At 67.1% G+C, this 23,818-nt stretch carries 21 protein-coding genes and 1 tRNA gene; 6 read left to right on the top strand and 16 right to left on the bottom strand.

Translation table 11 applies throughout. The annotated features are described in order from the left end of the window. Positions 1-35 precede the first annotated feature (35 nt). Positions 36-3,113, top strand: a complete 3,078-nt coding sequence (locus QUE68_RS26220; RefSeq protein WP_286274675.1) for a heterodisulfide reductase-related iron-sulfur binding cluster — start codon at positions 36-38, stop codon at positions 3,111-3,113. 16 nt (positions 3,114-3,129) lie between these two features. Here QUE68_RS26220 and QUE68_RS26225 read toward each other — a convergent pair whose 3' ends face one another. Continuing rightward, complete coding sequence (locus QUE68_RS26225) at positions 3,130-3,540, bottom strand: hypothetical protein (RefSeq protein ID WP_286274676.1); 411 nt, start codon at positions 3,538-3,540, stop codon at positions 3,130-3,132. A gap of 145 nt (positions 3,541-3,685) precedes the next feature. Between QUE68_RS26225 and QUE68_RS26230 the strand changes: the two genes are divergently transcribed. Together QUE68_RS26230 and QUE68_RS26235 are read left to right on the top strand one after the other, a co-directional pair. Beyond that, positions 3,686-4,975, top strand: coding sequence for a pyridoxal phosphate-dependent aminotransferase (locus QUE68_RS26230; protein WP_286274677.1), 1,290 nt, complete (start codon positions 3,686-3,688; stop codon positions 4,973-4,975). A gap of 104 nt (positions 4,976-5,079) precedes the next feature. Next, positions 5,080-6,303 (top strand): YibE/F family protein, encoded by a 1,224-nt coding sequence (locus tag QUE68_RS26235; RefSeq protein WP_284234791.1) that lies wholly within the window; start codon positions 5,080-5,082, stop codon positions 6,301-6,303. Here the strand turns inward: QUE68_RS26235 and QUE68_RS26240 are convergent. The 6 genes from QUE68_RS26240 to dcd all read right to left on the bottom strand — a co-directional run bounded on the left by QUE68_RS26240 (position 6,300) and on the right by dcd (position 12,494). Beyond that, positions 6,300-7,049, bottom strand: a complete 750-nt coding sequence (locus QUE68_RS26240; protein WP_284234790.1) for a maleylpyruvate isomerase family mycothiol-dependent enzyme — start codon at positions 7,047-7,049, stop codon at positions 6,300-6,302. The genes QUE68_RS26235 and QUE68_RS26240 overlap by 4 nt on opposite strands. 2 nt (positions 7,050-7,051) lie before the next feature. After that, a complete protein-coding gene (locus QUE68_RS26245) occupies positions 7,052-8,389 on the bottom strand; it encodes a cytochrome P450 (protein WP_284234789.1) in 1,338 nt (445 codons plus the stop codon). Then, on the bottom strand, positions 8,386-8,712 hold the full coding sequence (locus QUE68_RS26250; protein ID WP_284234788.1) for a DUF1330 domain-containing protein: 327 nt from the start codon (positions 8,710-8,712) through the stop codon (positions 8,386-8,388). Before QUE68_RS26250 ends, QUE68_RS26245 begins: the two co-directional genes overlap by 4 nt. Before the next feature lie 9 nt (positions 8,713-8,721). Then, complete coding sequence (locus QUE68_RS26255; RefSeq protein WP_284234787.1) at positions 8,722-10,062, bottom strand: UDP-glucose dehydrogenase family protein; 1,341 nt, start codon at positions 10,060-10,062, stop codon at positions 8,722-8,724. Positions 10,063-10,147: 85 nt separating this feature from the next. Then, entirely contained in the window at positions 10,148-11,767 is a 1,620-nt protein-coding gene (locus QUE68_RS26260; protein WP_284234786.1) for a DUF7159 family protein, read from the bottom strand. A 157-nt stretch (positions 11,768-11,924) separates the two neighbouring features. Beyond that, positions 11,925-12,494, bottom strand: coding sequence for a dCTP deaminase (gene dcd / locus QUE68_RS26265; protein WP_284229520.1), 570 nt, complete (start codon positions 12,492-12,494; stop codon positions 11,925-11,927). 57 nt (positions 12,495-12,551) lie between these two features. Between dcd and QUE68_RS26270 the strand changes: the two genes are divergently transcribed. Beyond that, a tRNA-Gly gene (locus QUE68_RS26270) sits at positions 12,552-12,625 on the top strand. A 203-nt stretch (positions 12,626-12,828) separates the two neighbouring features. On the opposite strand, the gene QUE68_RS26275 is transcribed toward QUE68_RS26270, so the two are convergent. The 7 genes from QUE68_RS26275 to QUE68_RS26305 form a co-directional block, all read right to left on the bottom strand. Next, positions 12,829-13,836: a YihY/virulence factor BrkB family protein gene (locus tag QUE68_RS26275; protein ID WP_286274678.1), complete on the bottom strand. Its 1,008-nt coding sequence runs from the start codon at positions 13,834-13,836 to the stop codon at positions 12,829-12,831. An 18-nt stretch (positions 13,837-13,854) separates the two neighbouring features. Further along, the gene (locus QUE68_RS26280; protein ID WP_286274679.1) at positions 13,855-14,751 is read right to left on the bottom strand and encodes a diacylglycerol/lipid kinase family protein; all 897 of its coding nucleotides are present in this window, start codon (positions 14,749-14,751) and stop codon (positions 13,855-13,857) included. Further along, entirely contained in the window at positions 14,748-15,437 is a 690-nt protein-coding gene (locus tag QUE68_RS26285) for a phosphatase PAP2 family protein (RefSeq protein WP_284229527.1), read from the bottom strand. Before QUE68_RS26285 ends, QUE68_RS26280 begins: the two co-directional genes overlap by 4 nt. Positions 15,438-15,514: 77 nt before the next feature. Continuing rightward, entirely contained in the window at positions 15,515-16,249 is a 735-nt protein-coding gene (locus QUE68_RS26290; RefSeq protein WP_284229529.1) for a phosphatase PAP2 family protein, read from the bottom strand. A gap of 103 nt (positions 16,250-16,352) precedes the next feature. After that, complete coding sequence (locus tag QUE68_RS26295) at positions 16,353-16,700, bottom strand: hypothetical protein (protein WP_284229530.1); 348 nt, start codon at positions 16,698-16,700, stop codon at positions 16,353-16,355. A gap of 103 nt (positions 16,701-16,803) precedes the next feature. Beyond that, on the bottom strand, positions 16,804-17,976 hold the full coding sequence (locus QUE68_RS26300; protein WP_284229531.1) for a BTAD domain-containing putative transcriptional regulator: 1,173 nt from the start codon (positions 17,974-17,976) through the stop codon (positions 16,804-16,806). Further along, positions 17,973-19,826 (bottom strand): serine/threonine-protein kinase PknD, encoded by a 1,854-nt coding sequence (locus QUE68_RS26305; protein ID WP_284229532.1) that lies wholly within the window; start codon positions 19,824-19,826, stop codon positions 17,973-17,975. Before QUE68_RS26305 ends, QUE68_RS26300 begins: the two co-directional genes overlap by 4 nt. A gap of 187 nt (positions 19,827-20,013) precedes the next feature. Between QUE68_RS26305 and QUE68_RS26310 the strand changes: the two genes are divergently transcribed. Further along, positions 20,014-20,829, top strand: a complete 816-nt coding sequence (locus QUE68_RS26310) for a cutinase family protein (RefSeq protein ID WP_284229533.1) — start codon at positions 20,014-20,016, stop codon at positions 20,827-20,829. Between the two features lie 26 nt (positions 20,830-20,855). Here the strand turns inward: QUE68_RS26310 and QUE68_RS26315 are convergent, their stop codons facing one another. Then, positions 20,856-21,617 carry a class I SAM-dependent methyltransferase gene (locus QUE68_RS26315; protein ID WP_284229535.1) on the bottom strand — a complete coding sequence of 254 codons (762 nt, stop codon included), beginning with the start codon at positions 21,615-21,617 and terminating at the stop codon, positions 20,856-20,858. A 218-nt stretch (positions 21,618-21,835) separates the two neighbouring features. Between QUE68_RS26315 and QUE68_RS26320 the strand changes: the two genes are divergently transcribed. Further along, positions 21,836-22,357 carry a hypothetical protein gene (locus QUE68_RS26320; protein ID WP_284229537.1) on the top strand — a complete coding sequence of 174 codons (522 nt, stop codon included), beginning with the start codon at positions 21,836-21,838 and terminating at the stop codon, positions 22,355-22,357. Positions 22,358-22,364: 7 nt separating this feature from the next. On the opposite strand, the gene QUE68_RS26325 is transcribed toward QUE68_RS26320, so the two are convergent. Further along, on the bottom strand, positions 22,365-23,657 hold the full coding sequence (locus tag QUE68_RS26325) for a hypothetical protein (protein ID WP_286274680.1): 1,293 nt from the start codon (positions 23,655-23,657) through the stop codon (positions 22,365-22,367). Positions 23,658-23,818 lie beyond the last annotated feature (161 nt).

Below are 23,818 nucleotides of genomic sequence, written 5' to 3' on the forward strand. Positions count from 1 at the left end.
CCACTGTGCGTTGACTTCAACCCGGGAGGCTTCGCGTGGACACGCAGACTCTGATCAGGCTGACCCTTGGCCTCCTGTTGACGGCCGTCGTCTTGGCCTTAGCCGCAAAACGCGTGCTCTTCCTGACGAACCTCATCCGGTCGGGCCAGCCGACGATCGACGAAGGCGCCCGCAAGGACAACCTGAAGGCGCGCATCACCACGCAGTTCACCGAGGTGCTCGGGCAGAAGAAGTTGCTGAGCTGGTCGATCCCGGGCATCGCCCACTTCTTCACCATGTGGGGCTTCTTCGTCCTGGCGACCGTCTACTTCGAGGCCTACGGCGTTCTGTTCAACCCGAAGTTCGCCATCCCCTTCGTCGGGCACTGGGATGCGCTCGGCTTCCTGCAGGACTTCTTCGCGCTCGCGGTGTTGCTCGGCATCATCACCTTCTCGATCATCAGGCTCCGCTCCGAGCCCAAGGAGTACGGCCGCGACTCCCGCTTCTACGGTTCGCACACCGGCGGCGCCTGGCTGATCCTCTTCATGATCTTCAACGTCATCTGGACCTACGCGCTGTTCCGCGGTGCGGCCGTCGCGACCGGAAACCTGCCCTACGGCTGGGGCGCGTTCTTCTCGCACAGCATCGGCGCCGCACTCGAGCCGCTCGGCGAAGGCGTCAACGAGATCATCGAGACGGTGGCGCTTCTGCTGCACATCGGCGTCATGCTGGTGTTCCTCCTGATCGTGTTGCACTCCAAGCACCTTCACATCGGCCTGGCTCCGGTCAACGTGACGTTCAAGCGGCTGCCCGACGGCCTTGGCCCGCTGCTGCCGATGGAGTACGACCGCGAATACATCGACTTCGAGGATCCCGCCGAGGACGCGGTACTCGGCCGGGGCAAGATCGAGGACTTCACCTGGAAGGGCTACCTCGACTTCACGACGTGTACCGAGTGCGGCCGCTGCCAGTCCCAGTGCCCGGCGTGGAACACCGGAAAGCCGTTGTCTCCCAAGCTCGTCATCATGAATCTGCGCGACCACCTGTTCGCCAAGGCGCCCTACATCATCGGTGGCCAGGAGAGCCCGCTGGAGAACACCCCCGAGGGTGGTCTCGGCGAGAACCTGCGCGGCGAGAAGAAGCACGACGAGCACGCCCACGTGCCCGAGTCCGGCTTCGAACGCGTTCTCGGCTCGGGTCCCGAGCAGGCCACCCGCCCGCTCGTCGGCACCCTCGAGCAGGGTGGCGTCATCGACCCCGACGTGCTGTGGTCCTGCACCAACTGCGGTGCGTGCGTCGAACAGTGCCCGGTGGACATCGAGCACATCGACCACATCGTCGACATGCGCCGCTACCAGGTGATGGTGCAGTCCGAGTTCCCGGCCGAGCTCAACGGCTTGTTCAAGAACCTCGAACGCAATGGCAACCCGTGGGGCCAGAGCGCCAAGGAGCGCACGAAGTGGATCGACGAGGTCGACTTCGACGTGCCCGTCTACGGCGAGGACGTCGACTCGTTCGACGGCTTCGAGTACCTGTTCTGGGTGGGCTGCGCCGGCGCCCTCGAGGACCGCGCGAAGAAGACCACCAAGGCCGTGGCCGAATTGCTCGCCACCGCAGGCGTGAAGTTCCTGGTGTTGGGTTCCGGTGAGACCTGCACGGGTGACTCCGCTCGCCGCGCGGGCAACGAGTTCCTGTTCCAGCAGCTGGCGGCTCAGAACGTGGAGACCATCAACGGGGTCTTCGAAGGCGTCGAGACCGTCGACCGCAAGATCATCGCCACCTGCCCGCACTGCTTCAACACGATCGGCCGCGAGTACCCGCAGCTGGGCAGCAACTACACCGTGCTGCACCACACCCAGCTGCTGAACCGCCTGGTGCGGGACAAGAAGCTGGTCCCCGTCAGCCCGGTCAGCCAGGACGTGACCTATCACGACCCGTGCTTCCTCGGCCGCCACAACAAGGAGTACGAGGCGCCTCGTGAGCTGATCGGCGCGTCGGGTGCCACGCTCACCGAGATGCCGCGCCACGCCGACCGCGGGCTGTGCTGCGGCGCCGGCGGTGCGCGGATGTGGATGGAAGAGCACATCGGCAAGCGCGTGAACCACGAGCGCGCCGAGGAGGCGCTGAATACCAACGCGTCCAAGATCGCGACCGGCTGCCCGTTCTGCCGCGTGATGATGACCGACGGTGTCGGTGACCGCGCCGAGGAGATGGGCAAGGAGGCCGAGGTTCTCGACGTCGCCCAGCTGCTGCTCGCGTCCTTGGACAAGGGCGCCGTCACGCTGCCCGCGAAGGGTGCGGCCGCCGAGGCGGCGGCTTCGAAGGCCGCCACCGCTCCCGCGGAGGCCAAGCCGATCGACACCGAGCCGGAAGCCGAGCCGGTGGCGGCCAAGGCGGACACGGCAGAGCCCGAGGCACCGTCGCCGTCCGCAGCACCGGCCAAGGGCGGCCTGACCGTCGCGCGCAAGCCGGGCAAGAAGTCTGCCCCGGCCGCCGAGACCTCGACCTCGACCGAAACCGCGCCTGCGGTGGAGACGGAGACGGCCGCACCGGCCAAGGGCGGCCTGACCGTCGCGCGCAAGCCGGGCAAGAAGACCACCGCCGCCCCCACGCCCACCGCCGACGCCGCCCCCGCGGCAGCGCCCACGGAGACGGCGCCCACGGAGACGGCGGCGGCCGCCGAGCCGGTGAAGGCCGAACCGGCCGTCAAGGGTCTCGGCATCGCCGCAGGCGCGCGCAAGCCCGGCAAGAAGAAGGCAGCGGCGCCCACGGATACGCCGCCTCACGAGAACGACTCCACGGTGGTGCAGCCGGCCAACGTCACCCCCGACGCGGCGGTGGCGGGCACCGATCCCGCCGACTCCGCGGACTCGGACCTCGGTATCGAGAGCCCGAAGGACGAGCCCCCGGTGAAGGGTTTGGCGATCGCTCGTCGTCCCGGCAAGAAGAATGCCGCGCCCGCGAAACCTGCTGAGCCGCAACCGGAACCGTCAGCGCCAGCCTCCAACGGCGCGTCGGCCGACGAGCCTGTGAGTGAAGCCACGCCCAGTCCCCCGGCCGAGCCCGCTCAACCCGAGCCACCGGTCAAGGGCCTGGGCATCGCACCTGGGGTGCGCCGTCCCGGCAAGCGCTAGTACGTAGCTGTGGCGGTCACACCTGGCGGAGCTGGAACGGTTCCTGGTTGACGTTGCCGCCAGGGCAGCCGTAGTTCGAGTCTGTGGTGATCGTTCCGGCCAAGGTGACGGGATCGAGCGTCATCGAGATGTATGCCGGCGCGTAGCTGCCGTCATCGCAAATGACGCCGTCGGGCTTGGTGACCTTGAAGTTCCACACCCCGTTGGCGAAGACGGCGGGAACGGTCCAGCCCTGGTTGCTGGCGACACTTCCGGTGCACGCGGCCGCAGTGCAGGTGGTCGCGATCGTCCACATGTTCTCGGAATCGCCGCCGGAGAAGGTGCCATTGAGAAGCGGCGGATCCGCGACGGACGGGGACGCCAAGCCGACGGCTAGCGCCATCATCGCCGCCGCCATGGTGAGCGTGCGTGTGACTACCAGCTTCATTCTCTGCGCCTTCCGAGCGGTGCGTACTCAGCAAGTCAACAGTCAACGCGGCGCAAATCGTGGGACCGTGGCCGACTCGTCGCACGATCGATGGCGAATCGAGCCCTGACCGGGCTGCGGGGCGGACGTCGGCTGGGAAAAGCGCTTGAACAGCCATGGGACACTTGGATCCGTGAGTACCCACCAGCTGCCCTGGCACACCAGCCATCAGCCGCGGCCAAGGACGTTCACGCAGTCGACCAAGCTGCAGGACGTGCTCTACGAGATCCGCGGCCCGGTGCACGAACACGCATCGCGGCTGGAGGCCGAGGGGCATCGGATCCTGAAGCTCAACATCGGCAACCCCGCGCCATTCGGCTTCGAGGCGCCGGACGTGATCATGCGCGACATGATCCAGGCGCTCCCCTACGCCCAGGGTTACTCCGACTCCAAGGGCATCATCTCCGCCCGACGCGCCGTGGTCACCAAATATGAATTGGTAGAAGGCTTCCCGGGCCTCGACGTCGATGACGTCTATCTCGGCAACGGGGTTTCCGAGCTCATCACGATGACGCTGCAGGCGCTGCTCGACAACGGCGACCAGGTCCTCATCCCTGCACCGGACTATCCGCTGTGGACGGCGTCGACGGCACTCGCGGGCGGCACGCCCGTGCATTACTTGTGCGACGAGACCCAGGGCTGGATGCCGGACGTCGCGGACATCGAGTCGAAGATCACCGAACGCACCAAGGCGCTGGTGGTCATCAATCCGAACAACCCGACGGGCGCGGTGTACACCCGCGAGAACCTTCAGCAGCTCGCCGATCTCGCCCGCAAGTACCAGCTGTTGCTCCTCGCCGACGAGATCTACGACAAGATCCTCTACGACGACGCCGAGCACATCGCGATGGCGTCCATAGCGCCTGACGCCCTGTGTTTGACCTTTAATGGGTTGTCGAAGGCCTACCGCGTGGCGGGCTATCGCTCGGGTTGGCTGGCGATCACCGGCCCCAAGGAGCATGCAGCCAGCTTCCTCGAGGGCATCAACCTGCTCTCCAACATGCGACTGTGCCCGAATGTGCCCGCGCAGTACGCCATTCAGGTGGCACTCGGTGGACACCAGAGCATCGAGGATCTGGTACTGCCCGGCGGCCGACTGCTGGAACAGCGTGACGTCGCGTGGAACAAGCTCAACGAAATCCCCGGTGTCTCCTGCGTGAAGCCGGCGGGTGCCCTCTACGCGTTCCCTCGCCTCGATCCTGAAGTGCACGAGATCCACGACGACGAGCAGCTGGTGCTCGACCTGCTGCTGCAGGAGAAGATCCTGGTGGTGCAGGGCACCGGCTTCAATTGGCCCGCACCCGATCACCTGCGCATCGTGACCCTGCCGTGGGCAAGAGACCTGTCCAACGCGATCGACCGCCTCGGCAACTTCCTGGCCAGCTACCGGCAGTAGCGGCTCAGTCCGGCGGCGGGCGCGGTCCGGCCGCTGCAGTGGCCGCGCGGTTGTACTCGCGTTCTTCGTGGATGCGGCGGGCGCGCCACACATACCCTGTCCGGGTGGCGCATTCGCACTCGCACTCGACGTCCTCCGGTCCTGCACCGCTGGGTCCGGTGGCAGCCAAGATCGTCGTCGGCCTGCTCGTCGCCATCGGCGTCGCCGTCATCGCGGCGATGGCCCTGCTGTGGCCCAGTCACCAGAGCGTCGACATCCCCCTGCCCTTCCAGAACGCCGAGGGCGGCGCAGTCACCACGGAAGCGGGGCACGTCATCTCCAGTGCCCAGGGCGCGTGCGGCAGCCCGTCGGCTGGCGCCGTGCTGACGTCGGCACCCGTCGCGGCTCCGCCGGGTGGCGGTCAGTGCGTGCAGTCGCTCGTACAGATCGACTCCGGCCCCAACAGAGGCGCCGACACACTGCTGGAGTTCAGCGGCGGACCCGGCCAGCCCAGCCTCGCCGTGGGCGACGACATCCGCGTCAGCAGGCAGGTCGACCAGAACGGCGGGACGTCGTACGCATTCTTCGACTTCGAGCGGGCGTGGCCGCTGGCGATACTCGCCGCCATGTTCGCGGTCGTGGTCGTCGCCGTCGCGCGGTGGCGGGGACTGCGGGCGATCGTTGGCATCGTCGTGGCGTTCGCGGTCCTGATGGTGTTCCTGCTGCCAGCCCTGCGCGACGGCGCCCCCGCCGTCCCCGTCTCGCTGGCAGCGTCGGGGGCCATCCTCTACGCCGTCATCTATCTGGCGCACGGAGTCAGCCTGCGCACCAGCGCGGCCTTGCTCGGCACTCTGACGGCGCTCCTACTGGCGGCCGTATTGTCCTGGCTGGCAATCGAATTGATCCATCTCACCGGCCTGTCCGAAGACCAGAACAACGAAGTGGCCGCCTACATGGGCAACGTGTCCATCACCGGACTGCTGCTCGCCGGGTTCATCATCGGGTCACTCGGCGTACTCAACGACGTCACGGTCACACAGGCGTCGACCGCCTTCGAGATCGCCGAGCATGGTGCCAATCGCCGCGCCATCTTCAGTGGAGCGATGCGGGTCGGTCGTGACCACATCGCCAGCACCGTGTACACCCTGGTGTTGGCGTACGCGGGCAGTGCACTCCCGTTGCTACTGCTCTTCAGCGTCGCGAACCGTTCGCTAGGCGACGTGCTGACGAGTGAGAGCGTGGCCATCGAAATCACCCGGTCCGCGGTCGGCGGCATCGCATTGGCGCTGTCGGTGCCGTTGACGACGGGCATCGCGGCGGTGCTCGCCACACCACAATCGCAGCCCTAGAACGGCGTTCCGGCTAGCCAGGTGTCCCACACCTCGGGGTCACCGAGCACCTCGACGTCCGCCTCGGCAACCGTCCGGCGACGGGTCAGCGCCAAGAACAAGTCGACGGCCCTGCCCCGGACCGCAGCTTCCCCCTTCGCGTGGTCGTGTGACCACTGCAAGCCGTCCTCGTCGTTGGTGATCGTCCACTCCCCCGTCGGGCCGAGCTGGGCATCGGAGGCATGCAGGTGAAGGGTCAGGCTCCGGCCCAGGGGCGGATGGCGCAGATCGGCGCCCACGATCGCCAGCTCGATCCATTCGCTGATGCCATCGGCGGCGAGTTCCGACGGCAGGTCGAAGGCACCCCCCAGGGCCAGCACGGCGTCGGCGCGGTGCACGGTCGCCTCGTGGACGCGACGGCGAATCCACCAACCTGCGGGCCGCGATCCACGGAACGTCCACACCCTGGCCTCGGGCCCGACACGGTCGACGGCATCGATGACCAGCTGGGCGCCGGAGTTGAGCCATTCGATCGCACCGTCGCGATCCTCGGGCGGCTTGCCGTCGCGCACCTCGCGCGGATCAAGCGGCTCGCGCCGGCGTTCGGCGATGATCTGCGCCGACCACCTATTGCCCCGCCCGACGTGTTTGAGCAGCTGGTTCATGGTCCAGCCGGGGCAGGTAGGCACCGGAGTCTCGGGGTCGGCGTCGCGAACGACGTCACCGAGGGCCCGGGTCTCCTCGAGCAGCGTTGCGCGGAAGTCCACGCCTAGGAACGTACCGCCGTCCGCGCCTCGCCGAGCCTGATCGGCAAGGTCGACCAACCGCGAAGCACCCTGGTGTCGCGACGACTTCCGCCGCCCGCGAGCCGCGCGTCGGGGTAGCGCTCGAAGAAGGCCCGCAGACCCACTTCGCCCTCGGCGCGGGCGAGCGCCGCACCGAGGCAGAAGTGCCTGCCGCCCGAGAACGACAGGTGCTTACCCGCGTTGTCGCGGGTGACGTCGAAGCGGTGCGGGTCGGCGAACACCTCGGGATCGCGGTTGGCCCCGGCGAGGTACAGGATGACGGGTTCGCCGGCCGCAATGCGATGACCCGCCACCTCGATGTCGATCTTGGCGATGCGTGCACTCAACTGCACGGGTGATTCCAGCCGCAGGATCTCTTCGACGGCACCGGGCCACAGTTCGGGTTTCGCCAGGAGCATCGCCAGTTGGTCGGGATGTTCGAGCAGGATCCGAATCCCGTTGCCCAGCAGGTTCACCGTAGTTTCGAAGCCCGCGGCCAGCACCAGACCGGCGGTGGCCCGCAGCTCTTCGTCATCGAGACGGGTGCCGTCGTCACCGGCCTGGATGATCTGGCTCATGAGGTCGTCACCGGGATGGCGCTGCAGCCTCCCGAGGTGCTGCGCCAGCCAGGTGTTGAATCCGTCCAGGCCGTGCTCGACGCTCAGGTACTGGTGCCACGACAGGCCGATGTCGAGACTGGGCGCGGCGAGTTCGCCGAATTCCAGGATCCGGGGGCGGTCGTGGTCGGGAACGCCGAGGATGTCGCCGATGACGGTCACCGGCAGCTGCGCGCAGTAGCCGTCCACGACGTCGACGGTGTCGGCCGGTCCGGCATCGATCCCGTCGAGCAGGTCGGTGGCCGCCTGCTCGACCCGTTCCCGAAGTGCCGCAACGGCTCTGGTGGTGAAGACCGACGAGACGGTCTTGCGGTAGCGGGTGTGCTCGGGTGGCTCGACCGACAGCATCGACGGCGGCAGCAGCGGATGCAGCCGACCCTTGACGGCGGTCTTGCTCTCGAGCCACCCCAACGGGCCGGGAAGCGTCTTGCCGATCGCCGTGACCACGAAGTCGTCGGAACGCAACAACTGGTGAGCAATCGCGTGATCAGCGGTTAGCCACGCCGCTCGCCCGCGCACTAGCCGCCCGCGCTGGCGGATCTCGTCGGCGAAGCCACCGGGATCGGCGCGCACCGCCGGGTCGCTGATCAGCCTGCCCTGCATGTCCCCGCGCTTGGCGCCGTAGGACGCCAGGGCACGGATGACCCCGTGCAACGCAAACCAGTGCAATCGCTGCTTGACCTTGGGCCTGCCCGCCGACGTCATCCCTCGAGCTTAAGCACGGGCCGTAGATCGTCCAACCGATCGAAGAGTTGCCAGACGTAGGACGACGTGCCGTTTTCGCGGTGAGCGTGCAGGTCCGCGAGGGTGGGGTCGTTGCAGTAGCCGTCGAACGCGTCCTCGTCGGGCCATTCCACCAGGATCAGCACCTGCCGTCCGGCGACCTCGCCCTGGACGTTCTCGCGGAACTTGCCCAGCGCCACGACCTTGCCGCCGTACCTGGCGACCTCGGCGACCGACCGCTTGGAATAGGCCAGGTATTCGTCGCGGTTGGCGACGTCGAACAGGTTCAGCGCGTAGACCGTCATGGCCACACGTTACGACGAGACGGGCACCGGAATCCGGCGGCCCAGTGCGTACATCTGCCACCCGGCGTTCCGCCACCTGTCCACGTCGAGGCAATTGCGGCCGTCGACAACGACTTTCGCACGCACCGTGGCCGCCAGCTCGGCGGGGTCGAGGTCGATGAACTCCTGCCATTCGGTGAGCACCAGCACGGCGTCGGCGCGGTCGCACGCCTCGAAGATCGACGTCGAGTAGTTCAGCGTCGGAAAGAGGTGACGGGAGTTCTCCATGGCCTTGGGGTCATAGACGTTGACCGTCGCACCGTTCAGTTGCAGCAGGCCCGCCACGTTGAGCGCGGGTGAGTCGCGGACGTCGTCGGACTCTGGCTTGAACGCGGCGCCGAGGACCGCGACGTTGGCTCCGAGCAGCGAACCGCCGCACGCCTTGGTGGCCAACTCCACCATCCTGGTGCGACGGCGCATGTTGATGCTGTCGACTTCGCGAAGGAAGGTCAGCGCGTGGTTGGCACCCAGTTCACCGGCGCGGGCCATGAATGCGCGGATGTCCTTGGGCAGGCAGCCGCCACCGAATCCCAAGCCGGCGTTGAGGAATCGCCTGCCGATCCGTGGGTCGTAGCCCAGTGCATCGGCAAGCAGTGTCACATCGGCGTCGACGGCCTCGCACACCTCGGAGATGGCGTTGATGAAGGAGATCTTGGTCGCCAGGAAGGCGTTCGCCGACACCTTGACCAGTTCCGCCGTCTGCAGATCGGTGACCAGAAACGGCACCCCAGTTTCGAGGATGGGTGCATACAGCTGGCGGATGGCGGCCTCGGCCCACAACGAATCCTGTTGTACCCCAAGCACGATGCGGTCGGGATGAAGCGTGTCGTGGATGGCGAACCCCTCGCGGAGGAACTCCGGATTCCAGGCGATCTCCACGCTGACCCCGTCCGGGGCGAGTTCACGGGCCCGCTCGGACAATTCGGCTGCGGTGCCCACCGGAACGGTCGACTTGCCGACGATGACCGCGGAGCGCTTGAGCCGTGGCACCAACGTGTCGATCACCGCGTGGACGTGACGCAGATCGGCGCCGTATTCACCCTTCTTCTGCGGGGTTCCGACGCCGAGGAAGTGCACGTCGGCGAAGTCGACCGCTTCCTCGTAGTCGGTGGTGAAGTGCAGTCGGCCCGCATCGAGGTTGTCGCGCAGCACCTTCCGAAGTCCGGGTTCATAGAACGGAATGTCACCCGACGCGAGCTTGGCCACCTTGCCCGGGTCGACGTCCACCCCGATGACCTCGTGACCGAGCGCGGCCATGCCGGCGGCGTGGGTCGCGCCGAGGTACCCCGTACCGAACACAGTGCATCGCATACTGCCTGAATAGGCTTCGGCGATGAGCTAACGGCGAAGTGACACCAAGCGGCAAACCAACGCTGGGTAACGAGTGAACACCGGCTTAGCCGCGGCCCCCGCCACCACCGGCCGGAGCGCAGAAGATCAGGAAGCAGTTCGAACCGCCTCCGCCACCGGAGCCCCCGTTGCCACCGCCGGAGCCGCCGCGGCCGTTACCGCCACCGGAACCCGGCCAACCGTCGTCGCCGGAACCCTGGTTCCGCGGCGGCTGCCACGGGTTCTGCGGGTACTGCGGGTACTGCTGCTGTGGCGGGTATTGCGGGTATTGCTGCTGTGGCGGGTACTGCGGGTACTGCTGCTGGGGATATTGCTGCTGCGGATACTGCCCGTACGGATACCGAGGGTATTGCTGCACCGGCGGATTGAAGATCCGCGGCAGCAGGGGCGGTATCACCGCGGGCACCGGCGGGGCGACCACGGGGACCGGATCCGGGGCGGGCGCCGCGGGCGGGTCCGTAATGGGCGCGGGCGGAGCCTGCGGAGCCGGCGCCTCTGGGGGCGCCACGTAAACCTGACGCCGGGGCGCCTGTTCCTGCTGCACGACGGGGATCGGTGCCTTGATGGTCTCCGCCGGCGGAGCAGCGGGTGCGGGGGCAGGCGCCGGGGCGGGGGCAGGCACGGCCTCCGGCAGCGGCGCCGCGGGTGCGGCGGCATTCGGCACGATCGCGCTCTGACCGGGATCGGGCCGCTGATCGGCCGTCGGCCGGATGCTGACAGCCAGCGAGATGACAAGGGCGATGACGCCAATGACGAACACCGACGTCAGGGCGCTTCCGACCAACAGGAACGGCTTGCGACCCTCCTCGACGGGCGGGGTGACGAAGTCCTCGCCGAAGTCCTCGTCGAAGCCGATCTCGGCGAGCGGTACGACGGCCGCGGCGGCCGGGCGGAGTTGGGTGTCGGCCCCTGCCAGCCCGGGGTAGTCGTTGCCGGCCGTGGCGCCGTCGGGGTCCTGTGAGTAGGCCAGCCCGACGGTGGAGGCGTCGAAGATCGGCGCGCTGGCCGCTGCCAGCGCGGCGCCGCGGGCGAGGGCCAACCCCGACTCCTCGGGGGCGTTGACCGGGATGGAGACGAGGTCCTGCAGGTGCGCCTTGACCGATGCGACATCGACCCCGGAGCCGACGACGAACATGCCCTGTGGCGGTGAATCCTGCGCGGCGACGGCCGACGCCATCTCGGCGAGCACGGCCATCGCATCGGTGCTGTGCAGGCTTCGGCTGAGCACCTTGACGATGGAGCCGTCGTCGGTGCGCACGACCGACAATGTCGCCGTGTCGCGATCGAGGAACAGAAGGCCGGTGCTCTCGTAGCCCACCGCGCGACCGGCGGTCTGGGCGAGCGCTCCCGCGGCGTGGAGTTCGGAGACGAGGATTGCGTCGTCGACCCCGGCGGAGGCCAGCGCGTCGCGCAGTTCGGCGGCTTCGGCGTGGTCACTCCAGGTGACGCCGATGGCCTTCAACTGGTGCCCACCCTCGCGGGCGCTCTCCAACGTTCCGAGGACGGCAGCGACCACCTGAGCCGATGCGCTCGACGTTGCCGAGCCGTCGGACGGCGTCACGTCGAAGGTGTCGTGATCGATGGTTGCACCATCGCCATGAACGCCTTCGACCAGCACCAACCGGACCGTCTTTGGCGTCAGGGACACACCAAGAACGATGTCCACGAACCCTCCAAATATTAGCTGCGTTCGATATGTTCTTCTGACGGTGGGCTCAACGCCACAGCACACCCTGATGTTTCATCGCCGTCACCAGCGCGGTCGTTACAGCCGCCGCGAACATCTCCCAGCCCGCGTTTCGACCCTACTCGCGTCGGCTGTGTCAGTGCCTGATGAAGTTTTGGTAGGACCGTGACGGAGTGGGCCCGCGCTGGCCCTGATACTTCGATCCGACCTTCGCGCTGCCGTAGGGATGTTCAGCCGGACTGGTCAGTCTGAGCAGGCAGAGCTGGCCGATCTTCATGCCGGTCCACAACGTGATCGGCAGGTTGGCGACGTTGGATAGCTCGAGCGTGATGTGCCCGCTGAAGCCAGGGTCGATGAAGCCGGCCGTCGAATGCGTCAACAACCCGAGGCGGCCGAGCGACGACTTGCCCTCTAGCCGACCGGCGAGGTCGTCGGGCAGCGTGCAACGTTCCAGGGTCGAACCGAGGACGAACTCGCCGGGATGCAGGACGAAGGGCTCGCCCTCCTTCGGCTCGACCAGGGTGGTCAGGTCGTCCTGGCGCAACGCCGGGTCGATGTGGGTGTACCGGGTGTTGTTGAACACCCGGAACAGGTTGTCCAGCCGAACGTCCACGCTCGACGGTTGGATGAGGCTGTCGTCGAACGGGTCGATCCCCAGCCGCCCGGCGGAGACCTCGGCCCGAATGTCGCGATCGGAGAGCAGCACCCGACGAGCCTAGCGGGTGAGGTGCTAGCCTTCGTGATCACCAGCACGGCTGGTCAAGCCGATGTAGTTCAATGGCAGAACATCAGCTTCCCAAGCTGAATACGCGGGTTCGATTCCCGTCATCGGCTCCACGAAAGCCCTGTTAAGAATTGATCCCGGCGATCGGCCCACTTCGCATCGCAGCGAGACCACGCCCTTTGCTTTACGTCGCAGCCGAGATCATCTCCGCGCCTGCCGTCAGAGGAAGTCATGTTCCGACGACGACGCTCAAGACAGCCAAGGACGGAAGCGAGAATTGACGCTTTCTGCATGTTGGTCGATTCCCCGCAGCGGATCACTGAGCCCGCGGGGACACCAGCAGCCCGCCGACGCCTCCGGACGCCGGCATCGCAAGCGGATCGTCGTAGGCAGGGGCGGGCACCGCGGCGCGAACGGCCTCGAGCTGGGCGCCGAACGCGATGCCGAGGAACAGTGCCACAGAGGACAGGTTCGCCCAGAGCAGCAGCGCGAAGATCCCGGTCAGGGGACCATATGTGGACCCGAACGACCCGCTCTGAGCGACATAGAGCGCCAGCAGGCCGGTCAACAACAGCCAGAGCGCCAGCGACACACCGGATCCGAACGCCAGCCACGAGTAACCTGGCTGGCGCCGGCGCGGCGCGCGTTCCACCACGACCGTGAAGGATCCCCACGCCAGCAGCACTCCCAGGGGCCATCGGCCGGCCGACCACAACGCCTGCCTGGTGTCGCCCCATCGGTATGCGGCGGCCAGCGAGTCGCCGAGGGCGTCACCGGCGATGATGACCAGGAAGCCCAACAGCGAGAGCATCCCGGCAGTCAGCGCCATCAGTAGCGCCCGCCCGTACTTCTGCATGGCCGGCCGGTCGCGTTCGATGCCGTAGATGCGGTTGGCTCCTCGCTCGATCTGACCCATGGCCGTGGTCAGCGCGACGACCGCCGCCAGCAGACCGAGCCACAGCGCGAGTTGGCCCCCGGTGGTCCCCTGGTCCTGGGTCCGCTGTGCGGCCTCGTGCACCATGTCGTCGCGCTCGCTCCCAGGCAGCACCCTGGCGAGGGTCTCCATGATGACCTGCCCGAACTTCTCGTGGTGCAACGCGCTAGACAGGCCGACGGTCGCGATGATGAACGGGATGAAGGCCAGCGATATCTGCAGCGCCAGGGCACGCGCGTTGGTGAAACCGTCGGCGTACCGGAACCGGACGAACGAGTCCTTCACGAGGTTCCAGCGGCCGTAGCGCCGCAGCGTCGTGACGGCGTCGTCCGCCGAGAGGTCATCGCCGGCGAGTGTGACGGTCTCCGGTACGCGGGTCGAGGTGCCCATCTCAGCTCCCTTGCACGGTTACGCGGCCGTCGCTTCCGTCTGCGGCACGCGAATGACGAGCGCACCCGGCTCGATCCGCACGTCGAGACTGTTTCCGTCGTCGATGACCTCGCCGTCCATCTGCCGCGCCGCGTTCCGGTCGGCCTCGACGAGAACCGAGTGCCCACGGAAGCGCTGGAGGTGCGGATGCCAGCTGCGGCTACCTCGAATGACCCTCCATACCAACCGAACCCAGTCGCGCAGCGTCCGTGGCGATACCACCACCACGTCGAGCAAACCGTCGTCGGCGACCGCATCGGGCAGCAACTCGAGGCCGCCCTGCAACCGGCCGACATTGCCGACCAGCACGGTGCGGGCCGTCAGCAGCACGGGCGCGCCGCCATCGATGCTCAGCCGCACCCGCATCACGGGGTCGCGCAGGTGCCGCAGGCCGCTGGGGACGTAGGCCGACCAACCGGCGATTCGCTTCATGCCGTCGGTGGTGTCGGCCATCATCGCCGCGTCGAAGCCGATGCCCGCCATGACGGCGAAGGGCCGACCCTCAAGCCGTCCAAGGTCGATGCACCGGTCCGCACCGTGCACGGCGACCGCCAGCGCCTCGTCCAACTGAATCGGCACACCGAGGTTGCGCGCCAGTAGGTTTCCACTGCCGAGGGGAAGGACGGCGACGGGTACACCCGTGCCGGCCAGGGCATCCAGGCAACTCATCACGGTGCCGTCCCCGCCGCAGGCCACGACGAGTTGGACGCCCGCCGCGACGGCGGCCTCGGCCATGCTGCGGCCGGGATCCTCCGGCGTGGTCTCCAGCCATAGGGGGGCCGACCAGCCTGCGTCGGTCAGGGCCTCGGCCACGCGCTCCCGGACGGTGTCCGCGTCCGCCTTGGCCGGGTTGATGATGACCGCGGCGCGCTTCATCGCTCGCTCACCAGCCGTCGGTCGGTGTCACCCGAGGCGAGGCGTCGGCCGCGGGCATCGTGGCTGCGCACGACGTACAAGACGACCGTCAACCAAAGTCCGCCCAGAATGAGGCCGCCGAGCACATCGGTCGGGTAGTGCATGCCGCGGTAGACACGGCTGCCCCCGATCAGCAGGGGCACGGCGGCGCAGCCGACGACGGCGGTCACCGTGACCCAGCGATAGCGGCTGTGCCACAGGATGATTGCCGCGACCGATCCGTAGAAGCACACCGCGGCCGCAGTGTGCCCGGAGGGGAACGACGATGTCGGCGGCGCCTCGTCGAGGTGCGGTACGAGTGGTCGTGGGCGATGAATCAGGAACGTCGTCGCCACGAAGATGACCGTCTCTCCGGCCACTGCGCAGAGCACCACGATGGATTCGCGCCAGCGGCCGAACATCCAGCGGAATGCCACCGCAGCGAGTGCCGCAAGTGTGACGATCGTCGGTGTGGCCGAGAATGTCGTGATGATGGCGCTTTCCGAAATACCCTGCTGCTGGCGATATCCGACGAGCCGTGCAGGCAGATCGGCGTCCCACTTGCCGACCGCAGTGGAGGGCATCACGTTGGTGACGAGGTAACCGAGCGCCACCATCAACGCGACGAGGCCTAGTGCCGCGACTAGCAGCCACCGAACGTCACGCACGATGTCAGCGACCTTTCCGTGCATTCGTTCCAAATACCCGTTTGACGCTGGCGTTAATCGGAGACAGGCGGGTCTGATCACCGCCGCAGCGGGCGCTGCTCGCTGGCGCCGACGTCGGCCGGACCCTCAACCGGCTGTCCGGTCTCGCGTCGCCAGGCGGCGTAGGCCCACGTCGTGACCGCCACCCAGCCGGTGCCCAGCGTGATGCCGCCGAGAACGTCACTGACGAAATGGACGCCGAGCACCACCCGCGCGAGCGCAACGGCGCCGACGATCAGGATGGCCGCGATGGCGGCGGCGATGCGGCCGCCCCGCGGCAGAAACCGACAGACGATCAACAGAATCAGGCAGCAGCCGATCGTCGCGCCAAGCGCGTGGCCGGAGGGGAACGACATCCCGGATGCCGTCGAGACGGGATCCGGCAATACCGGGCGGGCCCGGCCGATGATCTGCTTCAGTGCGAGCCCGAGTCCAGCGCCGCCGAACACCGTCACCATCAGCCATGCCGCGTGACGTCTTTCGCCGTTGATCACGTACAACAACGCGACCAGCGTGAGCGCGACGCGGAACACGTTCGGGTCGAAGACGTCACTCACGACCTCGGCCGTCTGTGCCAGGTGTGGATGACCGACGTCGATTCTGTTGAACGTGTTCGCCGCCCCAGCGTCGAGAGCGCGCAGTGGCGGCCACCCCGCGCGGACGAGCAGGAGAACGAGCGCGAAGCTGGCCCCGGCGACGAAGGTGCCCAACAGGCCCGCGCCCAGACGCAGCCCGAAGTGCTCGTCTGCAGCGGAGAGATGGGCGTGAACCACCCGGCTCAACCTCGTCCGCATGCCCTGGGTGTCCCCTGTCCGGCGTCTCGATAAACGATGCGCTCGCGTCAGCGTCTTCGGCCGGCGTGGGCACGAACACGTCTCAGCGGAAGTGCGAGTGGGGTTGTTCGTTGCTGCCCTTCTTGCCCTGGCCGTCGTGCGGGCTGGCCGGAGTGAGGGGGAAGGCGATGTGCTCGCCGGTGGCGGCACTGCCGGGGGTGGGCACGCTCGAGACGTTCGAGCCCCTGGTCGCATCCTCGAGCTCACCGGAGATCGACCGGGCATCGTCGACGGCTTGGCCGGCGGTGCTGTCCATCGCGGTGCCGTCGACCGTGATGGTGGTTTCGGCGTCGGCGTGGGCCGGGGCGGCGATCGCGACGACGACTCCTCCGAACGAGGCCAGTCCGAAGGAGAACAGGGCCGCGGTGGTGGCGATGCGGGTCTTGATCATGTGAGTCCCTCTCCTCGTGGCCACCTGGTGTGGCTCGATGAGAAGAAGAATCCAGCGCGGCCCTCAACGGAACCTCAATGCCGCCGACGGCGCTGCTGAACGGTCAAGGGGCGGGCGGCTCGGCAGGTGCGATCTCGAACGTGAACTGGTAGCCGCCAATGCCGATGACGGCGCCGTCGCTGAGCGTCGCGCTGCCACGAATGCGCTGGTGGGAAACGTGCACGCCGTTGGCCGACCGCAGGTCGTTGATCACGAAGTTGGCGCCCGTGTCGATGATCGTGGCGTGGTATCGGCTCACCTTGGGATCGTCGAGCACGACGCCGTTGTCACCGCGGCGACCGATCCCGGTGGTCACCGTCTCCAGCGGATAGCAGCGGCCGGCGGCGTCGCGGAGCTGCGCCCGGCTCGATCCGGCGGGGGCCGACGTCGTCGTGTGACGCTCGAGCGTGGTGAGGATCTCCGACGCGTCGTTCTGCGCGATCTGCCGGACGTCCAACGGCTCCTGACGCAGGATCCGCTGCTCCAATGTGCGTAGCGTCGGCCCGGGTTCGATGCCCAGCTCGTCTGACAACACCGATCGCAATCGCCGGTAGGCGTTGAGGGCGTCAGTTTGACGCTCGGTCGCGTAGTAGGCAGTGATCAACTGGGTCCACAGCGGCTCCCGATAGGGATGCTCGGCCACGAGTCCTTCGAGCTCGCCGATCACCGAACCCCCTCGCCCACAGGCGATTTCGGACTCCGCACGTACCACGTGGGCCACCACCTTGTCCTCGACGAGTGCGGTGGCGAACGATTGGACGAAGCGGAACTCACGCAAGTCGTCGAGGACGGGACCGCGCCACTGCGCCAGGGCGGCCGACAGACGATCGCTGGCGAGGCCGAACCGACCGGCCGCGGCGGCTTGAACCCCGGCTGCCTTGTCGGTGGTGAACCGCCCCAGATCACAGGCCCCGTCGGGCACGTTGAGTTGATAGCCCGGTCGGGCACTGGCCAAGACGGTCTTCGGGTCGACGCCGGCCGAGCCGAGGACCTTGCGCAGGTTCGCCACGTACACGTGCAGGTTGTGTATCGCATCCGCCTGCGGCGCATCCTCGTCCCAGATCGCAGAGATGATCGAATCCCTCGGAACGGGGCGATTGCGGTTGATCAGCAGCAACGCCAATACCGCGCTCTGCTTGGGTGTGCCCAACGGCACCGGCTCGCGTCTCAGGCTGACCCGAAATGGACCCAGCACGCCGAAGTCCAGACCCGACGCAAGCACCGCACTCGATGTCATCGGCCAGCGACGAGTTTCACCACGGGGTTCGGGCCCAAATCCGAGACGTAGATGTTGCCCGCCCCGTCGACCGCCACGCCCTGGGGATCGTTCAGGCCGGTCAAGGGCAGCGGGATCGCCGCCGCCGCGCCCGGCTCGAGCTCGACGATCGCGGCATTACCGCGGTCGGTGACGTAGACGGAGCCCTTCGAGTCGACCGCCACACCGTGGGGATCGTTGACGCCGTTGAACGGGAGTGGTTCGGCCACCGTCGAGCCTGCCGGCAGCTGCATCACCCGGTTGTTACCCGTGTCGGTGACGACGACCCCGCCTGCCGCGTCGACGGCGACCCCGCGGGGATCGTTGAGGCCGACGAAGGGCAGCGTGATCGCCGCCGTCGCGCCGGCCGCCAGGAACAGCACCCGATCGTTCCCACGATCGACGACATAGACGTCGCCCGCCGGACTGACGATGATGCCGCGGGGATCGTTGAGGCCGACGAAGGGCAGCGTGGCCGCCGCGGGCGCGCCCGCGGGCAGCCACTCCACCCGATCGTTACTCGAGTCGGTGACGTAGACGCCGCCCTTGGCATCGACCGCCACGTCTCGCGGGTTCTTGAGCCCGGTGAACGGCAGCTGGGTCGCAGCCGTCGCGCCGGGCTCCAGTCGCATCACCTGATCCGTGCCGATGCCGGTGACGTACGCGGTCCCAGCAGCATCGACCGCGACCCCGCCAGCGACGCGAATCCCTGGGAACGGCAGTGCAATCTGTGACGAAAACCCTTGGCCGACCGGGAGGGCGGAGGTGGCGGAAGTGGCAGTGCCGTCTGACGGCTGCCGCCCGACGATGATGACTCCCGCGACGACGACGGCCACGGCCGCGACGGCCGCCATTACCGCGATAGCCCTGCGCGACAAATGAATTCGCTGGCGAGAGTGTGTTTGACCGGCCTCGATGGCGGGGAGTGTCGGATCCCCCGCCGCCGCACGGGCGGCCGCGGCAAGCTCGTGAACGGAGGCGTAGCGGTCGTCGGGATTCTTGGCCATCCCCTTGGCGATGACCTCGTCGAACGCTACGGGTACATCGGACTTCGTGACACTGGGTTGCGGCGGCGGAGTGTGCAGATGATGGGCGATTAACCCCTGCACGCCCACGTCGGAGGTGAACGGTGGCTGGCCGGTGAGACACTCGTACAGCACGCACGTCAGCGCGTACACGTCCACCCGGGAGTGGGTCTTGACTGCGGCGCCAATGGCCTCCGGCGCCATGTAGACCGCGGTGCCGATGGTTTCGCCGGCCTTGGTCAGCGTGTGGTCTCCGGACGCGTGAGCGATCCCGAAGTCGATGAGGTAGGCGAAGTCGTTTTCAGATACCAGGATGTTCGACGGTTTGACGTCGCGGTGTACCAGACCGACGTCGTGGGCCGCTTGAAGTGCTCCGGCAACCTGGACGATGATCGCCACCGCCCGTGACGGCGGCAAGGCAGCTTCTTGTTTGATCAGCGTGCGAAGGTCCTTACCGTCGACCAGTCGCATGTTCAGGAACAGCCGACCGTCCACATCACCGAAGTCGTGGATCGGGATGATGTGCGGCTCGGTCAGCTGCGCCACGGCCTCGCACTCCCGCCGGAACCGTTCGCGCGACTCCTCGTCGTCGGCGGAGTGTGCGGGCAAGACCTTCAGCGCGACCACCCGATTGGTCTGCGAATCGCGCGCCCGCCACACCTGACCCATGCCGCCCGCACCAAGCAGTGACAGCAGACCATAGCGTCCGAAGACCTCGGTCGGTACTGCGCCCGAGGTGGCGTCCCCGCCGTCGGTCGAGCCTCCGCCCTGCGTGGAGTCCCCGCCGTCTATGACCGTGTCATCCATTGCGGCTGATAACCCCGTCTCTGAGTGGCTAGCGCCACGCGCTCATTCAAACAGGCGAAACGGCAGTTTGGCGTCGGTTGCATCGACGGTGCGGCCCACGTTCTGGACGCACCTCGGTTCTTGAGGGTTCTCTATGTGTTTGCCTTCCCACGGCGCGTCCCGTTGACTCCTGTGTCACGATTTGCGTATGGGGAAATTGGGGCTCTTGATAACTGCTGGGGCGGCGATTGCCGTGTCGGCGACGCAGGTCTTGCCCGCGCCGAACGCAGCTGCCGCGCCGTGTCCCGACGCCGAGTTGGTGTTCGCGCGCGGCACCACCGAACTGCCTGGTACCGGCCCCACCGGGGAGGCGTTCGTCAGCTCGCTGCGCTCGCAGCTCGGCCCGAAATCGCTCGGCGTGTACGCCGTCGACTACCCCGCGACCACGGACTTCCCGACCGCCATCGAGGGCATCAGGGACGCGCGGGACCACGTCCTCTCCACCATCGCGAGCTGCCCGGACGCCGCGCTGGTACTCGGCGGCTTCTCTCAGGGCGCGGCAGTGATCGGCTTCCTCACCTCGAGTGTGGTGCCCGACGGTGTGTCACCTCAAGACGTCCCCGCCCCGATGCCGGCCGAGGCCGCCGAACGCGTGGCGGCCGTCGTGCTGTTCGGAAAGCCGTCCGTGCGCTTCATGAAGGCGATCCGCGACCCGGACGTGGTCGTCGGACCGAACTATGCGGCGAAGGCCATCGAGTTGTGCGTCGACAACGACCTGGTGTGCGACCCACATGGGCGAAGTTTCTCCGCGCACAACCAGTACATGGAGTCAGGTCTCGTAGACCAGGGCGCATCATTCGTTGCGCAACGGCTGCAAGCTGTTTGGGCCGTTGACACGACGGAGCCGTCGACCCCGACCCCCGCGCTGTTGTCCACACCTGCGCACGGGCTGGCATCAGCGAACACCCCGTCCAGCATCGACGCGCTTCCCGGCCCGGCGCCGCTTCCCGGCCCCGCAGCCTGAGCGCCAAGGCAACTCGGTCCCACGCGTTACGCGACGCGCCTCAGCCACAGGCTGCCCGGGCTTTCGTGCGCCGCATCGGGGAAGTACCGGGCGACGATCTCGGGGTGCTTCTGCCATACCCAAGAACTGAAGAACAGGATCTCGAAGGAGCTGTTATAGCTCAGGAATGAGCGCAGCAGGTACGACTCGTTCCAGCTCCGACGCTCCCTGAGCCAGGTCTCGGGGTACTCGAATGGGTAGAAGATGTCGTGGACGTGCACGATGACGCCAGGCTTGAGTCGTGGCAATATTCGGAACAAGAGCCAATTGACGTCACTTCCGGGCTTGCTGACATGGGTGCTGTCGATGAAGAGGATGTCGCCCTCGTCGAGGATGTCGAACGTTTCGACGGGAACATCCTGAACTGCCTTGCGGTGAATCGTGGTGGCCGCCGGGTCGCGGCCCTTGAGAAGCCCGAGGAGTCGTTTCGGATAGGGCTCGATGAATGTCAGTTCCATGTCGGGCAATTCACTATCGCGCACGTCGAGGGCAATCGCAGACGAGAACCCAGAACCCACCTCGACGACGCGTTTGGGGCGAAGCGTGGTCAACATCGAGTAGTACACCGCGCCGTCGCCGAGCCCGAACCACACGTTGTCGGGACTGTACCGGTCCCATGACTTCGAGAAGTGAGACCATTTCGGCCCCAGGCGATTCGCCATGACGAGCTGTTCGTCGACGTGTAGTTCGTATCCTTCGTCGAGTTGCATGTCGGCGCGCTGATCGCGCGCCCGACCGGCATCGCTCACGCTCGAAATCGGTGAATAGAAATGTCCTGGAGGCCGAAACAAGCGCAGAGTTCTCGCGGTACTCAACGCGTGGTTCGCAGCCTCGGACATCTTCATGATCGGACACTAACTCCCGACCGTGCTCAAAAGTGTCGGCTTCGTCAATAAGGACCAAGCCGCCATCGACCCACGGCGTCGATCCCCCCACCAGCAAACTCGCGCGTTAACATCGAGCCACTATGACCCACTCCGCCGAACCAGATGACCAGCAACTGCACCAACCGGCCGACACCGTCAGGCGGAGCCCGTGGCGATGGGTCAGCCTCGCCCTCGCGGTGATTGCGGTCGCCGCGACTGGGGTGGCCGTCTGGGCTCTCACGCGGTCGCCGTCCGACACGGCGCCAGCGCCTACCGCGCAACAGGTTCAGGAGGCCAAGGCGCGGGCGTGCGAGGCCTACGCCAAGGTGCGCACGGCCGTCGCGCTGCAGACTCAGGCCGAGGTCGGCACCGATCCGATTGCGACACAAGCGCTTGCGGCCAATGCACGCCTGGCGATGTCCGTCGGCAGCGAGCACCTCGTCGACAACTTGAGTTCCGCCACGCCACCCGAGTTGGCGGGACTGCTCCGCACGCTTGCGACGGATCTTCAGAACCTCACGATCAACGCTCTCGCCGGGACCGCAGACGACGAGGCCGGCCAAGTCGCCCGACTACGCGACCTCGAGACGAACAGCACGAAGATCGTCGACCTCTGCAAGTGACGCCGAACTAGCCTGCTGCACTTCCCGATCCGGTGTCGCCGCCGTTGTCGGCACTTCCGGTGCCACCGGTGGACCCGGTGCCACCGGTGGACCCGGGACGGGTGCCGTTGAACGCATCGAGCACATCGGTGATGGGCTTCAACGGCTTCCACGGATCGAAGGGCTTGCTTCCGCCGCCGCTGGTCGTCCCAGCACCCGTCGTCGGGCTGAGGGGCGCGCCGTTGACGCCAGGAATCACGACCTCCGGCTTGGTGTCGTCGATCTTCGACGTAGCGACCTTCGGGGTGTCCTCGGCGGGTGGCGCCGTCGCGGCGCTGACGGGCTCGACGGCGGCGGCCTTCGGAGCCGGGTCATCGACCGGCTGGACCGCGGGCGGGTCGGTCACCAGCGGCTGCACGATCCCGGGCGGCGGCGGGGTGATGCCGGCAAAGGGGGTGTTGGCGGCGGTCATGTCCGGCGACATCGTGAAGGAGATACCGGGCGGGAAGATGCTGGTGCTGATCGACGGCAGGACGTTGAAGTCGAACGTCATCGACCCGATCTGCGTCGTGGTGTGCAGACCGCCGATGTAGTAGTCGTTGATCGGGCCCGCCCCGAAGTCGCGGGAGACGACGAATCCAGTCGTTCCGGTGTTGGTGATGAGCCCCGGGATCCCGCCCGACCACCGACCGATGTCGACGGCACTGAAATCGTCGGGCTGGCCGCTAGGCAGGAGCGTGCCACTCGGTGCCTGAGTGAGGCCGATGGCCTTGAGGACGTTCAAATTGAAGAACATCGGGCCGAAGGTGTTGGCGGTCTGCAGGACCCCGGCGTGGGTGCCGATGAACGGGTCGTAAGCGGCACCGTCCTCCGTGAAGCCCACGACGCCGACACTGCTGGCCAGCCCCGCCACTCCCAGCACCCACTGATCCAGGCTGGTCACGTTCGCGGTGGCCGGCTGGGCGCCGTTCGGTGCCTGGTTGGCGCTGATCGACCTGATGGAGTTGAGGCCGAAGGCCAGGGGTCCGACCTGATTGATGCTGTCGAGCGTGCCCTTGGCACCAACGGCAATGCCGTTGCTGTAGTCGCTGATCGCCGATAGCGCGGCGACACCGGAACTGCCGACCGGCGAGCCGGGGCCGACACCCCACGGGTAGGCCTGACTGAAGGCGAAGTCGAAGGGCTGGGCGGCGGTTCGGACCTCGGGGACGGGAGTGCGTTCGGGGGTAGCGGCGAGCGATCCGTATTGGACCATCAGCAACGCGGCGGCGCCCACCGCCGTTACACCGGCGCCCACGGAGAGATACTTCGTTCCGATCATGAGATCCCCTTTTGCAGCAGTTAAGCCCTGCGCCGCGCAGTGTGTAGGGTCAAGTTACCCCCACTGCTTTCAAATGCAAAGGATCCAGCTAACTCCGCGCGCCACCGAATCCACGTTGCCGACCGCTGGGTCGATCCAGCGCCAGGAAGTGCTCCTCGACT

It is taken from the genome of Mycolicibacterium sp. TUM20985 (assembly GCF_030295745.1).
Classification (GTDB): domain Bacteria; phylum Actinomycetota; class Actinomycetes; order Mycobacteriales; family Mycobacteriaceae; genus Mycobacterium.

What these genes read in the sequence shown, in the direction of transcription:
- QUE68_RS26280 (WP_286274679.1), bottom strand. Translation starts at nt 14,751, where the DNA reads ATGAAGCGCGCCGCGGTCATCATCAACCCGGCCAAGGCGGACGCGGAC.
- QUE68_RS26250 (WP_284234788.1), bottom strand. Translation starts at nt 8,712, where the DNA reads ATGACGGTCTACGCGCTGAACCTGTTCGACGTCGCCAACCGCGACGAA.
- QUE68_RS26305 (WP_284229532.1), bottom strand. Translation starts at nt 19,826, where the DNA reads ATGGATGACACGGTCATAGACGGCGGGGACTCCACGCAGGGCGGAGGC.
- QUE68_RS26245 (WP_284234789.1), bottom strand. Translation starts at nt 8,389, where the DNA reads ATGACGTCGGCGGGCAGGCCCAAGGTCAAGCAGCGATTGCACTGGTTT.
- QUE68_RS26325 (WP_286274680.1), bottom strand. Translation starts at nt 23,657, where the DNA reads ATGATCGGAACGAAGTATCTCTCCGTGGGCGCCGGTGTAACGGCGGTG.
- QUE68_RS26310 (WP_284229533.1), top strand. Translation starts at nt 20,014, where the DNA reads ATGGGGAAATTGGGGCTCTTGATAACTGCTGGGGCGGCGATTGCCGTG.
- QUE68_RS26300 (WP_284229531.1), bottom strand. Translation starts at nt 17,976, where the DNA reads ATGACATCGAGTGCGGTGCTTGCGTCGGGTCTGGACTTCGGCGTGCTG.
- QUE68_RS26275 (WP_286274678.1), bottom strand. Translation starts at nt 13,836, where the DNA reads ATGGGCACCTCGACCCGCGTACCGGAGACCGTCACACTCGCCGGCGAT.
- QUE68_RS26225 (WP_286274676.1), bottom strand. Translation starts at nt 3,540, where the DNA reads ATGAAGCTGGTAGTCACACGCACGCTCACCATGGCGGCGGCGATGATG.
- QUE68_RS26255 (WP_284234787.1), bottom strand. Translation starts at nt 10,062, where the DNA reads ATGCGATGCACTGTGTTCGGTACGGGGTACCTCGGCGCGACCCACGCC.
- QUE68_RS26295 (WP_284229530.1), bottom strand. Translation starts at nt 16,700, where the DNA reads ATGATCAAGACCCGCATCGCCACCACCGCGGCCCTGTTCTCCTTCGGA.
- QUE68_RS26320 (WP_284229537.1), top strand. Translation starts at nt 21,836, where the DNA reads ATGACCCACTCCGCCGAACCAGATGACCAGCAACTGCACCAACCGGCC.